Raw genomic sequence first — 14156 nt, 5'->3', positions numbered from 1 at the left:
GGGACTATTGCTGCTGCCCGCCCCGGCGAAGACAGTGGTTAAATCCTAGCTGTCCTTTTGTGCGGGGGCTGGGATGGTGCCGCCGTGGAGATCCGGTGTCACCGCGGTCGGAGCCGCAGCTTCCGGCGCTTTGGCAGCCTTCTTCTGGGCAGCCTCGTCCTTCTGCGTGTTTGCTGCCGGGCTGGGCGGAACATCCGCGGCCTCGGCCGCGGGCGCAACCGGCACCGGCTTGTCAATGAGCGCCGGCGGGATGCTTACCAGTCCCTTGGCATCAGCGGACGCGGGTTGCGGGGAACCGCTGACCTTCTGGGTGCGAACATCAATCTGCCCCGTCGAGCCGGCCGGTACCATGCCGAGGTCAGCAGCGCGGGCCACCAACTCCTGCGGCGCCTGCTTGGCGGCAATTTCCTGTTCCATGGTTTGGTTTGCCTTGAACAGGTCGGATTGCTGGTTCTTCAGGCCAACCAGTTCGTACTGGCCCTTGGAAACGGAGATGCTCATGACAAGGACAACGGTCAGTGCGGCCACAACCACCATGAACAAGATCACCACCAGCGACGAACGGCTCCGCTTGGGTGTGGAAACCACCAGGGAGAGCGGGGTGCGCGCTTTCCGTGGCTTGGCTGCCGGTGCCGCGGCACCCAGATCGGGATCAGCCAACGGCACGCTCAGGGCGCGGGCATTGTTGCCTGCGGTCACCGGAACGGTGCGTGTTGCTAGCTGGCTCATTTGGCGCTCCTGATCTTGATCTTTTCCACTGCCCGCAGCCGCGCCGACGCGGCCCTGGGATTTTCTGCTATTTCTTCATCCGTGGGGATTTCAGTGCCCTTGGTGAGGCGTTTTAGGGTCGCCTTGTGCTCTTCCAGCTCCACGGGGAACCCTGCCGGAGCTGAAGATCGGGAACCGGCTGCAAACACTGCCTTGACGATCTTGTCTTCCAGGGAGTGGTACGACATGACGACAGCCCGTCCATGCAGGGCCAGCGCGTCAACGGCCGCCGGAATGGCTCTTTCGAGAACGCTCAGCTCCTCGTTCACTTCGATGCGCAGCGCCTGGAACGTGCGTTTGGCCGGGTGTCCGCCCGTCCGTGCAGCCCCCGACGGGACGACGTTGCGGATGATGTCCACCAGTTCGCCGGTGCGGATGAGCGGTGCCTTGTCTCGGGCGGCGACAATATGGTTGGCAATGCGGCCGGCAAACTTTTCCTCGCCCCACTTGCGGATGATCCGGACCAGGTCTTCTTCCGAATAGCTGTTGAGCACGTCGGCTGCGGTCGGCCCGCGGCTGGTGTCCATGCGCATGTCAAGGGGCGCGTCGAAGGAATAAGCGAATCCGCGGTCCCGCTCATCCAGCTGCAACGATGAAACTCCCAGGTCCATGAGGATGCCATCGATGCTGGGGATGCCAAGGTCTTCCAACACCTCCGCGATTTCGTCGTAGACGGCGTGAACCAGGTCCGTGCGGTCCTGAAAAGGGGCCAGCCGCTCCCCTGCCAGGCCCAGCGCCTCGGTGTCCCTGTCAATGCCGATCAGGTGTAGATCCGGGTAGCGCTGCAGCATCGCTTCACTGTGGCCGCCCATGCCCAAGGTGGCGTCAATGACAACGGGAGTGCGGCCGGCGGTGCGGGCGATCTCAAAGGCGGGGGCCAGCAGGTTGATGCAGCGATCTTTTAGAACAGGAGTGTGGCGTTCGGACGTAGGTGGCGTGGGGGTATCCGACGTCATCACGACTCCGTTTCTCTTCGGTCAAAACCGGGAGGGGCGTTTCTTCCCCCGTGGCAATGCAAATCTGGCAATAAAATATGGTGCTGCGATGGTGCGGTCCTGCTGGTCCAGTCCACGCCGCCTGAGTGTGAACAACGGCGGGTGGTGTGTTCTTGAACCAGATCCCCCTCCGCGCCAAGCCTTGCCACGCCTGGCTCCGGGGAAGGTGAGCCAGGATTGGCCGTGCTGGGCGGCTGGAGATCTCATTCAAGATCACCGGTGGTGCTGGCGGAGTCCGTGCGCCATGGCGACGTTTTCCGAATGTTTCAACTACTGGGTGCTGCTTGTGGTGCCAGTTGTCGTGCCTGTCAAGGATCCGGGGGTCTTTGGAGAAGCATTTGTCAGCTGATTCCGGGAATGGCAAGTTCGTCAGTGGCCGAGAAGGCGGTCTCCTTGGCTGCCAGGTATTCCTGCCACGCTGTTGCATCCCAAATCTCTGCCCGGCTGCCGGCGCCAATGACGACCAGCTCCTTCTCGAGACCGGCGTAGGAACGCAAGGTCGCCGGAATCGTCACCCGCCCCTGCTTGTCCGGGACCTCGTCAGAGGCTCCGGAAAGAAAGATGCGGATGTAGTCCCGTGCCGCCATGTTGGACAGTGGAGCGTCCTGCATTTGGGTCAAGACCTTTTCGAATTCCCGTGCACTGAAAACGTAAATGCAATTTTCCTGCCCCTTGGTCAGGACAAGTCCACTGGCAAGTTCCTCCCGGAACTTTGCGGGAAGGATGATCCGGCCCTTCTCGTCAAGGCGCGGTGAGTGTGTTCCGAGAAACAATCCCCCACCACCTTCATTTGCCGAGTTTTGAGATCAACCGAACCCATTCCCCTCTTACCTGCTCCACATTACTCCACAAGGCTCCACCGTCAACCTCACTTTCAGGCGTGTTCGCTGCGTGTCGGATTTAATTCCTTGTGATGACGCGGATTTTGGGCGGTGGTGGATGGTGGAGGGAAAAACATGACCGGCCCAGGAAGATTCACCCCCGGGCGAGCCATCTGCCTGCCGGAAGTACGTTTTCCCCGGCGTCAGGTGCCATCGTGGGGCAAAGTGGAGGACATCTTCTCGGGCATGCCAGGCCCGTGGCGCAAAGTGGAGGAACCCCAAAGTGGAGGAAACGTGGGCCGGCTTGGTTGGCGGCCGAACACCTCGGCGGGGCGTTATGTTCGGCGCTGAATCCTGCGGAGCATTTCGCTGTCGGCACCTTTGGCGCAGCCGGAAGCGGGCCGGGCGGTGAAGGAGGCTTCGACATTGCACATTCCAGAGGCGGCATTGACTGCACGATTAAATGCAAAAAGCCCCGATATCGGGGCTTTTCGGCTCAGCTGCGGCACACTGGCATTCGTCAACTCAAATACGGGGGCAGGCTGTCAGCGGCAGCGCAGGTGCCGCTCATCGCCTGCCGGGGCACGGGCTACTGTTCGCGACGGCGCTCTTCCCACTTTTCTTCCAGACCGTTCATGAATCCACTCTTTTGCTTGTCGCCGGTCTTGGCGCCTGGATTGTGTTCGTGTTGTGCCTGTGCACCAAACTTGGGCTTCGACACGGCGACGTAAACTCCTGCTCCCATCGCCAGAAAACCAATGATTCCCACCGGGATGAGGTGCGTTGCCACACCACCCAACAGGATCAGCAGACCCGTAATCATGATCAGCACGCCAATGACGATGTTTCGTGTTGACAACGACCGCGTGGGTGCTGTTGACAGGGCGTTGGCGAATTTTGGATCTTCCGCATGCAGCTGCTGCTCCAATTGATCCAGCAGTCTCTGCTCGTGCTCAGAGAGGGGCATGACGACCTCCTTCGGGTCAGGGCCATGGGCGTCTTTACTCGTTAACGAATTTACTGCCTTTTTGATTCCCGCCGAACCAATTCCACGCCGCGCATTCCCGGCGTGGGCCCGATGTCGTTGAGCGCCAACAAGTTGTGAAGCCATCAAAGAGTTAACTCCTACTACTAACAATAGGCTTGATTGTGGCGAACTGAAACCCGCGTGCCGCACGACCTTCACACACCCGTCCCGAACACGGGAATACCGCCACCCAGAGCGGCTGTTTTCCGTGCCCGGGTGACGTCCCGGGGTGCCTGGCTGATTGCCCGGGGATTGGTCCAACGCTGGAGCTAGTTCCTGCCACGGGGCTTGCCCAGCAGTCGTGCGGGGACAATTTTGGCCCCGCCGAACCGGGCCGAAATGGCATCGCCAACAACTTCGGCGTTGCGGGAATTGTCATCGCGGGGATCCAAGGTGAACTGCAGCGGCGCCCCGGCAACCGTGTCGAGCCGCTCCATGCGCACCCCAATCAAGCGCACGCTTTGCGGCCTCGCACCCAGGGCACGAAGCAAGGCCACGGCCCCTGCATAAATCTGCGCCGAACTGTCTGTACCCGCACTGAGCGCCTTCGAGCGGGAGATGGTTGAAAAGTCCGAATATTTAATCTTGATGGCCAAGGTGTGCCCACTCAGCCCAGCTTCGCGCAGGCGGGCGGCCACCTTGTGCGAAAGCCTCAGCAGTTCCCGGGTGAGGACCCCGTCGTCGAAAGTGTCCACGGCGAAGGTCTCCTCGGCACCAATGCTCTTTTCCACGTGCTCAGGCGTCACTGGCCTCGGGTCGATTCCCCAGGCCAGCGCATGCAGTGCGGCACCGGTGCTGCCAAGCGCCTTTTGCAGGGACGCCCGCGGCGTCGCAGCGACATCCGCCACCGTGAAGATCCCCAACCGTGCCAGGACCTCACGGGTCTTGGCCCCCACTCCCCACAGCGCCTCGACCGGCAGCGTGTGCAGGTATTGGACAGTCTGCTCCTTTTCAATCAAGAGCATGCCGTTGGGCTTGCAGCGGGTCGAGGCAACCTTCGCAACAAACTTGCTGGCCGCAATGCCCACGGACGCGGTGATCCCCACCTCGGCGGAAATGCGCCTGCGGATCAAGGCACCAATCTCAAGGGGCGTCCCCAACCGGCGCAAGGAGCCGCTGACATCCAGGAACGCCTCATCGACGCTGAGTTGTTCAACCGTGTCGGTGATGGAGTGAAAGACGGCCATGACCTCGGCTGACACCTGCTGGTATTGATCGTGGTGCGGTGGAATGACGACGGCGTTCGGGCACATGCGCAGGGCCGTCACCATGGGCATGGCGGAACGCACGCCAAGAGCCCGCGCTTCGTAGGACGCCGAGAGCACCACCGAGCGGCCCTCCGGCTGGCCGACGATGACCATTTTTCCCAGCAGCTCGGGACGGTGCCGCAACTCAACAGCCACGAAGAACGCGTCCATGTCCACATGCATGACGGTGCAGCCTTGTTGCTCGGGCACCCGCCGTGGTTGCTGTTCATCATTCACCCCTCAAGTCTAGTCAGCGTGCTGCGTGCCGGGGCCCGCTCAAGGTGAGGTGCGCAACACGTGCAGGGGGCCGCTGCGCATCGTGGGTAAACTGGACTCGAGGCCACCGCACCGGCCCCGGCAGCTAAGGAACCCGTCATGACAAACCCCATCACCCGCCCCGGACGCACCATGCCGCTGGCCCGCAGGCGCATGTTGGCAGTGGCCGCAAGTGCCGCCGTCGTGCTTCTCGCTGCTTGTTCAAGCCCGGCCTCCCCGGAAAAGACGCCCGCAGCTTCCAGCTCGGCATCAGCCGCGGCGAAATCCGCCACGGCAACCGCCAGCCCAACCTCAACCCCGGCCTCGGCCTCGACCAGCGCAGCACCAGCAACAAGCACGGCCGCTGCTTCGGCAAAGTCGGCGGTGAAGAAACTTGTTGCCGGCTTCCCCGTGACTGTTCTGCCCCTCATGAAGAGCGCTGAAATCCAGGCTTCCAGCCTTGAACACTCGACGCCGGTGTCGGTGGCGTCGCTGACGGCCAGCGTGAAGGCAAGCTCCGCCGACGTTTTGGCCCACTACACCAAGATTTTCACCGACCAGGGATTCACGGCGCAACCGGGCGATGCGGTGGACGGTGTGCCCCTGAAGACGTTTGTGCGGGCCCAAGGCCAGGAGATCGTGACCGTCTCAGTGGTTCAGACAGCCTCGACCGCCACCTTCACCGTGGGCGCCACGCTGCTGCCTGCTTCGTTTAAGTAACAGCCCCGCATCTTTGATCCCCCAGCATGATCACACAGCAAGGAATCCAGAAAGCATGAACGCAACGCCCGTCAAGACCGGCGCAACCACTGCCGCCGAAAACGACGCATTCATTGCTGCCGTCGCGGAAGAACTGAATGATTTTCTGGCCGATAAGCACCAGCTGCTGGCGCAGATATCCCCTGCGACCCTGGTTTTGGTGGATTCGATCAAGACCCTCGTCACCGGCGGAAAGCGGATGCGGGCGCTGCTGTGCTACTGGGGTTGGCGTGGAGCCGGCGGCGCTCCGGATGCCAAATCCGTTATTCAGGCAGGCGCCGCCCTGGAGCTGTTTCAAGCTGCGGCGTTGATCCATGACGACATCATCGACCGTTCGGACACCCGCCGCGGCGGTCCCAGCGTGCACCGGCAGTTCAGCACGCTGCACACCGGGAGCGGCTGGGCCCTGGATGACGAACGGTTTGGGCATGCGGCAGCCATCCTCACAGGTGACTTGTGCTTGTCGCTGAGTGAAGAAATGTTTTCGCGGATTGCCTCCGGCCCCATCGGCTCCGCAGCTGCGGAACGCGCACGGGCCGTCTTCAACGTGATGCGCACAGAGGTCATGGCAGGGCAGTACCTTGACATCCTGGAGGAAGTCGCCGGCCCGTCCAAGCCGCATGAAACGGCCGTGGCACGGGCCTCGGCGATCATTCGCTATAAGAGTGCAAAATATTCTTCCGAACATCCCCTGGTGCTTGGCGGCGCGCTGGCCGGTGCCGACGAGACGCTCCTTGCCGGGTACAGCGCGTTTGCCCTGCCCCTGGGTGAGGCCTTCCAACTCCGCGATGACGTGTTGGGTGTGTTCGGCGATCCGGCCCAGACCGGCAAACCTGCCGGCGACGATTTGCGGGAGGGCAAGCGCACTGTCTTGGTGGGCCTGACCATTGATGCTGCGGCAGCGGCCGACCGCGAATTTGTTGACAAGAACCTGGGGCGCCAGGACTTGAGCGAGGACCAGGTTGCCCGGCTGTGTTCCATCATGGTTGAGTCGGGCGCCCTGGCCAGCACCGAGGCAATGATTTCCGAACTGAGCCAAACGGCGTTCGCCGCGTTGGCCCTGCTGCCCATCGACCCCACAGTTGCCGCGGCACTGTCGGGCCTGGGGCTGGGCGCCGTGACCAGGACTTCCTAAGACTTGATCAAGGCTAATCACCAGGACGTCCCAAACTCCTGGACTGCTCGGCCCTGGATGCTGGGTTCCTGGTCCGTTTTTACGCCGCCGGGGCAGTTGTGGCCACCGGCGCACCAATCAGTGGATGCACTGCTCGGTTGTCATGCGCTGCGCGGCAGGGTTGCTGTGGAAGTGTGCCGTGGCGGCCGGCAGCGGGTCTTGGAAAGGCTTGCCGGCCACCAGCGGGTTCACTGGATTGAGATTTACCAGCCCAGGGCTGCTGCGCGGCGGCGAATTTCCGTTTTGCGACCTTCACGGAGAGCGTCGATGGGCCGGCCCGGCAGGGACTCATCCGCAGTGTAAAGCCATTCGATGGCCTGGGCGTCCTCGAAGCCTGCGTCATGGAGCACCGTGATGGTCCCCCGGAGGCTTTCGAGGATGTGGTCACCTGCAATGAACTCGGCAGGCACTGCCCTGATGGAGCGCTCGCCCACCCGCGCGGCGAGCAGGGAACCATCCTTGACCAGGGCATGGACTTTGGTGACCGAGACATCAAGCATCTCGGCGACATCGGGCAGGGGCAACCATTCGCTGACTACTGTTTCAACATTACTCACAGACAAAGGTTCCCACATATTGGTGCCGACAGTATAAATATTCGTCGAATTGCACCTCAAACACCCATTTGCCCGTAGTTTGGTGTAAATTCGCCTGTAGTCACATGAGTAACATCAACACCAATGGCATCATACGTAACGGAAATTTGAGGTACGCACCGATGACTCCCCCACGCCCTTCGACCACCAGTGCCAAGCAGTTGGCCGCAGTGGCCACAGCCGCCATTCCCGTGGTCATGCTGTCTTCCCTGGCCTTGGCCAGCCCCGCGACAGCCGCCCCGGCCCCAGCTGAGCTGAAACCTCAAGGCAGCCACGGCAGCATTGACGCACAAAAAGTGCTTGCCGCTGTCCAGGCCCGCACTGCGGGCAGCCGCATTCCGGCAGCCGTCATGGCCAGCTCGGTGCCGCGTGCCGTCAGAACACAGATCTCGGCCCCGGTGACGCACACGGTCGAGTCGGGCGACACAGTCTCCGGCATCGCCGACAAATTCGGTGTCTCCGTTGAGTCGGTGCTGTCGCGCAACAAGCTGTCAGCATCCAGCCTCATCCATCCCGGCAAGGTCCTGACCATTTCCGGCCCGGCAGCCGAGGCGGCGCCCAGCACAAGCCCGGCACCAGCAGCCGAAAGTCACACGGTCCGTGCCGGCGAAACACTGAGCGGCATTTCAGCACAGTACGAAGTCAGCCTGGAAAGCTTGTTCAAACTGAACAGCCTCAATGGCAGTTCAATCATCCACCCGGGCCAAACCATCAAGGTGGGCGGCCAGGCTGCGGAAGCTGCTCCGGCTGCTTCCACAGAAAGTGTGGCGGCGCCCGCCGGCAGCGACAAATATGTGATCAAGGCCGGCGACACGCTTTCCGCCATCGCTGCGAGTCACAATGTGGGTCTCTCAGCCCTGGCCGCTGCCAACGGGACCGACGTGAAGTCAGCCATCTACCCCGGCAAGACCCTCACGATCCCGGGCATAAGCGCCGCTTCAAGCGAGATCACGCCCATCGCGCCGGAAGCACCTGCAGCTGTTGAATTGACGCCTGAGCAGCAGGTGCCCAGCACCTTCCTGCATTACACCTACCCCGACGCCGTGGTGAGCGATGCCAATGCCAACAAGTCCGCGCTGCTGGCTGCCCCGGCGCCGTCCAGTGCCGAGATGAAGGAAATGGTGGCCCGCACGGCCGCCAGCATGGGCGTCGATCCAGCGCTGGCCATGGCCTTCGCCCAGCAGGAGTCAGGCTTCAATCATCAGTCGGTGTCCCCTGCCAACGCCATCGGCACCATGCAGGTCATCCCCGACGCAGGGGAATGGGCCTCGGGGCTGGTGGGCCGGAAGCTGAATCTGCTGGATCCCCAGGACAACGTCACGGCAGGTGTCGCCATCATCCGGGCCCTGCAAACGGATGCGCCCAACGAGGACAAGGCCATCGCCGGCTACTACCAGGGCCAGTACTCGGTCAGTGTGCACGGCTTGTTCGCCGACACCGAGATTTACGTTGCAGGAATCAAGGCCAATCGGGCCCTTTTCCAGTAATCCGCTCGGCTTGGCAGCGAGGCGGAAAGTACGCTCTCAACGAAAAGGGGACCCCCGCACGGTGTTGCGGGCGGTCCCCTTTCGTTTCAACTCCTAAGCTGGAAGAGTGCAAGATGTCTCCCCTGACCCGCTGATCGGGTCCACGATCGACGGGCGCTACCTGGTTCTTTCCAAGGTGGCGCACGGCGGCATGTCAACTGTCTATTTGGCCACTGACCTGAGGCTGGGCAGGAACATCGCCTTGAAGATCCTGCACCCGCACCTTGCCACCGATGAAGCCTTCATCGCACGGCTCGGCCGCGAAGCCCAAAGCGCCGCCAGCCTGTCCCATCCCCACGTGGTGCAGATCCACGACCACGGGGTCGGCCCGCAGCACGCCTATCTGGTCTTTGAGTTCATCGACGGCTACACCCTGCGCGATGTCATCAACGAAAACGGCCCGCTGAGCCCCCGACAGGCCATGGACTTGTTCGATCCAATCGTTGAGGGGCTGGCCGCCGCCCACAACGCCGGTCTTGTGCACCGTGACGTAAAGCCCGAGAATGTGTTGATTTCCCGCCAGGGCTGGGTCAAGATCGGCGATTTCGGACTCTCCCGGGCCGTCACCACCTCCACCAACACCGCCACCCTTCTTGGCACCGTCGGCTACATCGCCCCGGAGCTTGCCCGGGGCCAGGGCGGGGATGCACGCAGCGACATTTACTCCGCCGGGATCATGTTTTACGAACTGCTCACGGGCGTCCAGCCGTTCCGCGCCGCCATGCCGGTCGCCGTCGTCATGTCGCACATCCAGGATGAGGTTCCCGCGCCGTCGTTGGCCCTGCCCGGGCTGCCGCCTGTCATGGACGAGCTCGTCCGCTACATGACGGAGAAGGACCCCGACCACCGTCCGGCCGATGGTGCCGCGCTGCTGGAAGACCTGCGCCACATCCGCCAGACCCTGACAGCGGCCGAGCTGGACTTTGGGGCCGGCCCCGGCGCCAGGGTGCCCGCCACCGCCGCGGGTGCCCGGGACCGCACCGAAGTCATCACCACCGCCGGAAGTCCGTCCCCGGACGCCACCAGCGTGGTTGCCTCCCCCTACTTCCCCACCTCGGTGCTGCCGCAGCCGGCCCGGTTGTACGCCGAGGATCCCCATGCGGGCCAGCCGGCCTCCAGCGGTTCGCAGGCTGAAGATTTTGCCGCTCACAAGCACGACGCCGGGCAGGCCATGACCGCGCCCATCGGCACCTCCCCGCGCTCCGGGCCAGGCGACGACAACGCTGCACCGGCGTTGTCCAAGCGCCAGGCGGCCACGGCTGCGAAGAGCCGGGCCAAGGCTGCGGCGACCCCGCAAAAGACCCTCGGTTCAAAAAAGCCGCGCCGCCGCGCACTGCTGTGGGTCCTGCTCGTGATGGTGCTTGTCGCCATTGCCGCCACGGCGGGCTGGTTCCTGGCGCTGGGCCCCGGAGCCCTGGCGACGGTGCCGGATGTGCACAACAAGACGGTGCCCCAGGCACAGGAGCTGCTGCGCACGGCCGGATTTGAGCTCACCCCCACCACTGATGTGTTTGATGAGAAGGTGGCTGCCGGCTTCATCGTTGCCTCAGATCCCACCGCCGGCGCCTCGGTGCGCAAGTTCAACAGTGTCACCCTGCAGGTCTCCCGCGGCCCGGTCCTTTACCCGGTACCCAAACTTGTCGGAACACAGCTGGACGCAGCCACAAAGGCCCTCACCGACGCCCACCTTGCCGTCGGCGACGTCACTGAAGCGTTCGATGAAAAGGTGCCTGCCGGCGTCGTGCTCAGCCAGGATCCAGCAGCGGGCAAGGACTTCCGCGCCAACACCAAAGTGAACCTGGTTGCCTCCAAGGGACCCAAACCCGTCCCCGTCCCCGGCGTGGCAGGACAGCCGGAAGCCGACGCCGTGGCCGCCCTGAAGGCTGTGGGCCTGGTGGCTGCAATTGCCCCCGAACAGGTCAACAGCGGCTCTGTCCCGGCCGGCTCGGTGGTGGCGCAGTCCCCCGAGTCGGGCGAGTTGAAGGCCGGCGACACCGTCACGCTGACCTTGTCCAAGGGGCCAAAAATGATCGCCGTGCCCAGCACGGTTGGCAAGCAGGTTGATGCCGCCACCAAGACGCTGCAGGATCTCGGCTTCAACGTCGAGGTGGAAAAATTGCTTGGCGGCTTCTTCGGCACCGTCCGCTTCCAGACGCCCGACGGTGGAGAGGCCCCCGAAGGCTCAACGATCGTCCTCCAAGTCATCTAACCGCACTGCGCTCCGGGCAAGGCACTCCGGGCAGGGCACAAAAAAGTCCTGATCAGACCGCCCCTCACGAGGGGCCCTGATCAGGACTTTTCTGTGTTGTTACTTGAACTTGCGTTGTTATTTACTTGGACTTGCGCAGGGCCTCGGAGACCAGGAACGCCATTTCCAGTGACTGCTTGTGGTTCAGGCGGGGGTCGCACACCGACTCGTAGCCGGTCAGGAACGCTTCCTGATCGACGGGGTCGGCGCCGCCAAGGCATTCCGCGACATCGTCGCCAGTCATTTCCACATGAAGGCCGCCGGGGAACGTGCCCTGCGCCTCATGGACCTCGAAGAAGCCGCGGACCTCGTCGATGACGTCGTCAAAGTTGCGGGTCTTGTAGCCGTTGGGTGAGGTGACGGTGTTGCCGTGCATGGGGTCGGTGACCCAGAGCACCTGGGCGCCTGATGCCGTGACCTTTTCCACCAGATTCGGCAGCTTCTCGCGAATGTTGGTGGCACCCATGCGGGTGATGAACGTCAGGCGTCCGGGTTCGCGGTTCGGGTCCAGCTTCTCGATCAAGCGCAGCGCGTCGTCAGGGGACGTCGTCGGGCCAAGCTTCACACCGATCGGGTTGCGGACCCGGGAGAGGAAGTCAACGTGGGCCTGGTCCAGGTCGCGGGTGCGCTCACCGATCCACAGGAAGTGCGCCGAGGTGTCGTACGGCAGCCCCGTGCGTGAATCGATGCGGGTCAGCGCGCGCTCGTAATCAAGCAGCAGCGCCTCGTGGCTGGCAAAGAACTCCACGGTCTTCAGCGCGTCAAAGTCGGCACCGCAGGAGGCCATGAACTTAATGGCACTGTCGATGTCCTTGGCCAGGCGCTCGTAGCGGCTGTGCGCCGGGTTGGAAGTGAAGCCGCGGTTCCATTCATGCACGCTGCGCAGGTCCGCAAAACCGCCCTGCGTGAACGCACGGATCAAGTTCAAGGTCGACGCCGAGGTGTGGTAGGCCTTGAGCATGCGGGCGGGGTCGTGTTCGCGGGACTCCGGTGTGAAGTCAAAGCCGTTGACGATGTCTCCCCGATATGCCGGGAGGGTCACGCCGTCGCGCGTTTCATCATTGGAGGACCGCGGCTTGGCGAACTGGCCGGCCATGCGCCCCATCTTGATGACGGGCAGCTGGGCGCCATAGGTCAGAACCACGGCCATCTGCAAGATTGTCTTGACCCGGGCACTAATTTTGTCTGCCGTGGCAGCCTCAAAGGTTTCAGCACAGTCGCCGCCCTGCAGCAGGAACGCCTCACCTTGGGCGGCCTGGGCCAGGCGGGAGCGCAGCACGTCAACCTCGCCGGCAAAAACCAGCGGCGGCACGGACGACAGCTCACTGACCGTGGGCGCAAAGGACGGGTGTTCGACCCAGGTGGGCTGCTGTGCAATGGGCAGTTCACGCCAGTCGTCAAGGCCCGGGTAGACGGCGGCACCGGGGACGGAAAGTGCGTCAGCGGGTGCTTGCGAGGCAGTAAAAGTAAGATCAGTCACCGCTTAAGCCTAGCCCCCAAAACCGCACCCCACCAACCGGTCCGATACCTGAGATGGCCGGGCGTTCCGAAAGGGACCCCGGTGCTTAACTTTTTGTGCTGCCAGAGTCCGGTTCCGCTGCTGCATGTTTCGGCTCCGCGGGCTCGGACGCTGCTTGCTCGGCCACCGCCTGCCCGACCACTGCCTGCTTCGGCTGGGCGGGCGTGGGGTCGGCGGGCTCGGGGTCGGCCGGCGTCGGGTGCTCCGGTGCCGGTGCCTCCTTTTTTGCGCCGATGACGGTCACAGCCCCGGGCAGCACGGTGGGGGCGGGGTCAAGCCTGACGGCGCCGCCGGCGGTCCTTGCTGCCCCTGCATTCTTGGCCGCCTCGACTTTCTTGGCGGCTTCGGCCTTCTTGGCGGGGGTGGACTTGGCGGTCTTCTCGGCAGCCAACTTGTCCTTGACAGTGGTGGCGTAGGCATCGACGTATTCCTGCCCCGAGAGCCGCATGAGTTCGTACATGATCTCGTCGGTGACCGAGCGCTGCACAAACCGGTCGTCGGCCATGCCCTGGTAGCGGCTGAAGTCCATGGGCTCGCCGAAGATGACTCCCAGCCGGCGAATCGTGGGAATGCGGCGACCGATGGGCTGAACCTTGTCCGTGCCGATCATGGCAACGGGGATCACGGGGACATTGGCGGTCAGGACAAGCTTGGCGACGCCCACCTTGCCGCGGTACAGCCGGCCGTCGGGACTGCGGGTGCCTTCCGGGTAAATGCCCAGCAGGCCGCCGCCGTTCAGGACCTCAACACCTGTTTGCAGGGAGCCGGCCGAGGCCGCCCCGCCGGAGCGATCCATGGGGAGCTGGTTTGTCAGCTTGAAGAAGGCCGCCGTCAGGCGCCCCTTGAGGCCGCGGCCGGTGAAATAGTCACTTTTTGCCAGAAACACGACCGGGCGCGGAACCATCAGCGGCATGAAGATGGAGTCCGAAAAGGACAGATGGTTGCTGGCCAACACGGCCGGACCTTCCACGGGCAGGTTGTCCAGGCCCTTCGTCCACGGGCGGAAAAGCACCTTCAGCACGGGCCCCAGAACAAAATTCTTTAGTACCCAATAGATCACGGTGGTGTTCCTCCTCTGGCGCTGCCGGTTGCAAGCGAACCGAGTTCAATGCGGTACCCCCGCTATGGCTGTATCAACAGTAGTCTAGTGAAAGCAGCACAAAATCGCGGCAGCACATCCACAACCACGCACGCCGGCACACCGAGCACCACTGCGGGACG

At 63.2% G+C, this 14156-nt stretch carries 11 protein-coding genes and 1 pseudogene; 4 read left to right on the top strand and 8 right to left on the bottom strand.

The window, feature by feature from the left end; translation table 11 throughout:
- Positions 1–45: 45 nt before the first annotated feature.
- The 5 genes from ACT3TS_RS09900 to dinB all read right to left on the bottom strand — a co-directional run bounded on the left by ACT3TS_RS09900 (position 46) and on the right by dinB (position 5041).
- Entirely contained in the window at positions 46–729 is a 684-nt protein-coding gene (locus ACT3TS_RS09900) for a hypothetical protein (RefSeq protein WP_444531336.1), read from the bottom strand.
- The gene (gene rsmH, locus ACT3TS_RS09895; protein ID WP_444531335.1) at positions 726–1724 is read right to left on the bottom strand and encodes a 16S rRNA (cytosine(1402)-N(4))-methyltransferase RsmH; all 999 of its coding nucleotides are present in this window, start codon (positions 1722–1724) and stop codon (positions 726–728) included. The genes ACT3TS_RS09900 and rsmH overlap by 4 nt, the downstream gene beginning before the upstream one ends.
- A 380-nt stretch (positions 1725–2104) precedes the next feature.
- The gene (gene mraZ, locus ACT3TS_RS09890) at positions 2105–2536 is read right to left on the bottom strand and encodes a division/cell wall cluster transcriptional repressor MraZ (protein ID WP_444531334.1); all 432 of its coding nucleotides are present in this window, start codon (positions 2534–2536) and stop codon (positions 2105–2107) included.
- 637 nt (positions 2537–3173) lie between these two features.
- Positions 3174–3551, bottom strand: coding sequence for a DUF3040 domain-containing protein (locus ACT3TS_RS09885; RefSeq protein WP_444531364.1), 378 nt, complete (start codon positions 3549–3551; stop codon positions 3174–3176).
- A 329-nt stretch (positions 3552–3880) separates the two neighbouring features.
- Positions 3881–5041: a DNA polymerase IV gene (gene dinB / locus ACT3TS_RS09880; RefSeq protein ID WP_444531363.1), complete on the bottom strand. Its 1161-nt coding sequence runs from the start codon at positions 5039–5041 to the stop codon at positions 3881–3883.
- A 192-nt stretch (positions 5042–5233) separates the two neighbouring features.
- Here dinB and ACT3TS_RS09875 point away from each other — a divergent pair, with 192 nt between their 5' ends.
- Together ACT3TS_RS09875 and ACT3TS_RS09870 are read left to right on the top strand one after the other, a co-directional pair.
- The gene (locus ACT3TS_RS09875; RefSeq protein WP_444531333.1) at positions 5234–5833 is read left to right on the top strand and encodes a hypothetical protein; all 600 of its coding nucleotides are present in this window, start codon (positions 5234–5236) and stop codon (positions 5831–5833) included.
- Positions 5834–5888: 55 nt separating this feature from the next.
- Positions 5889–7007, top strand: coding sequence for a polyprenyl synthetase family protein (locus ACT3TS_RS09870; protein WP_444531332.1), 1119 nt, complete (start codon positions 5889–5891; stop codon positions 7005–7007).
- Positions 7008–7249: 242 nt separating this feature from the next.
- Here the strand turns inward: ACT3TS_RS09870 and ACT3TS_RS09865 are convergent, their stop codons facing one another.
- Positions 7250–7603: an Rv2175c family DNA-binding protein gene (locus ACT3TS_RS09865; protein ID WP_444531331.1), complete on the bottom strand. Its 354-nt coding sequence runs from the start codon at positions 7601–7603 to the stop codon at positions 7250–7252.
- Between the two features lie 161 nt (positions 7604–7764).
- Here ACT3TS_RS09865 and ACT3TS_RS09860 point away from each other — a divergent pair, with 161 nt between their 5' ends.
- Together ACT3TS_RS09860 and pknB are read left to right on the top strand one after the other, a co-directional pair.
- Entirely contained in the window at positions 7765–9129 is a 1365-nt protein-coding gene (locus tag ACT3TS_RS09860; RefSeq protein ID WP_444531330.1) for a LysM peptidoglycan-binding domain-containing protein, read from the top strand.
- A gap of 106 nt (positions 9130–9235) precedes the next feature.
- The gene (gene pknB, locus ACT3TS_RS09855) at positions 9236–11377 is read left to right on the top strand and encodes a Stk1 family PASTA domain-containing Ser/Thr kinase (RefSeq protein ID WP_444531329.1); all 2142 of its coding nucleotides are present in this window, start codon (positions 9236–9238) and stop codon (positions 11375–11377) included.
- A gap of 121 nt (positions 11378–11498) precedes the next feature.
- Here the strand turns inward: pknB and ACT3TS_RS09850 are convergent, their stop codons facing one another.
- Complete coding sequence (locus ACT3TS_RS09850; RefSeq protein ID WP_444531328.1) at positions 11499–12896, bottom strand: class II 3-deoxy-7-phosphoheptulonate synthase; 1398 nt, start codon at positions 12894–12896, stop codon at positions 11499–11501.
- Positions 12897–13272: 376 nt separating this feature from the next.
- Positions 13273–13995: pseudogene (locus ACT3TS_RS09845) on the bottom strand (lysophospholipid acyltransferase family protein); the annotation flags it as partial.
- Positions 13996–14156: the final 161 nt, after the last annotated feature.

The sequence above is a fragment of the Specibacter sp. AOP5-B1-6 genome, from assembly GCF_052376555.1.
Classification (GTDB): Bacteria; Actinomycetota; Actinomycetes; order Actinomycetales; family Micrococcaceae; genus Specibacter.
The sequence above is the reverse complement of the archived record's forward strand: the minus strand, read 5'-3'. Positions and strand labels throughout refer to the sequence as shown.

What these genes read in the sequence shown, in the direction of transcription:
- ACT3TS_RS09885 (WP_444531364.1), bottom strand. Translation starts at nt 3,551, where the DNA reads ATGCCCCTCTCTGAGCACGAGCAGAGACTGCTGGATCAATTGGAGCAG.
- rsmH (WP_444531335.1), bottom strand. Translation starts at nt 1,724, where the DNA reads ATGACGTCGGATACCCCCACGCCACCTACGTCCGAACGCCACACTCCT.
- ACT3TS_RS09900 (WP_444531336.1), bottom strand. Translation starts at nt 729, where the DNA reads ATGAGCCAGCTAGCAACACGCACCGTTCCGGTGACCGCAGGCAACAAT.
- ACT3TS_RS09870 (WP_444531332.1), top strand. Translation starts at nt 5,889, where the DNA reads ATGAACGCAACGCCCGTCAAGACCGGCGCAACCACTGCCGCCGAAAAC.
- dinB (WP_444531363.1), bottom strand. Translation starts at nt 5,041, where the DNA reads ATGCATGTGGACATGGACGCGTTCTTCGTGGCTGTTGAGTTGCGGCAC.
- ACT3TS_RS09875 (WP_444531333.1), top strand. Translation starts at nt 5,234, where the DNA reads ATGACAAACCCCATCACCCGCCCCGGACGCACCATGCCGCTGGCCCGC.
- ACT3TS_RS09860 (WP_444531330.1), top strand. Translation starts at nt 7,765, where the DNA reads ATGACTCCCCCACGCCCTTCGACCACCAGTGCCAAGCAGTTGGCCGCA.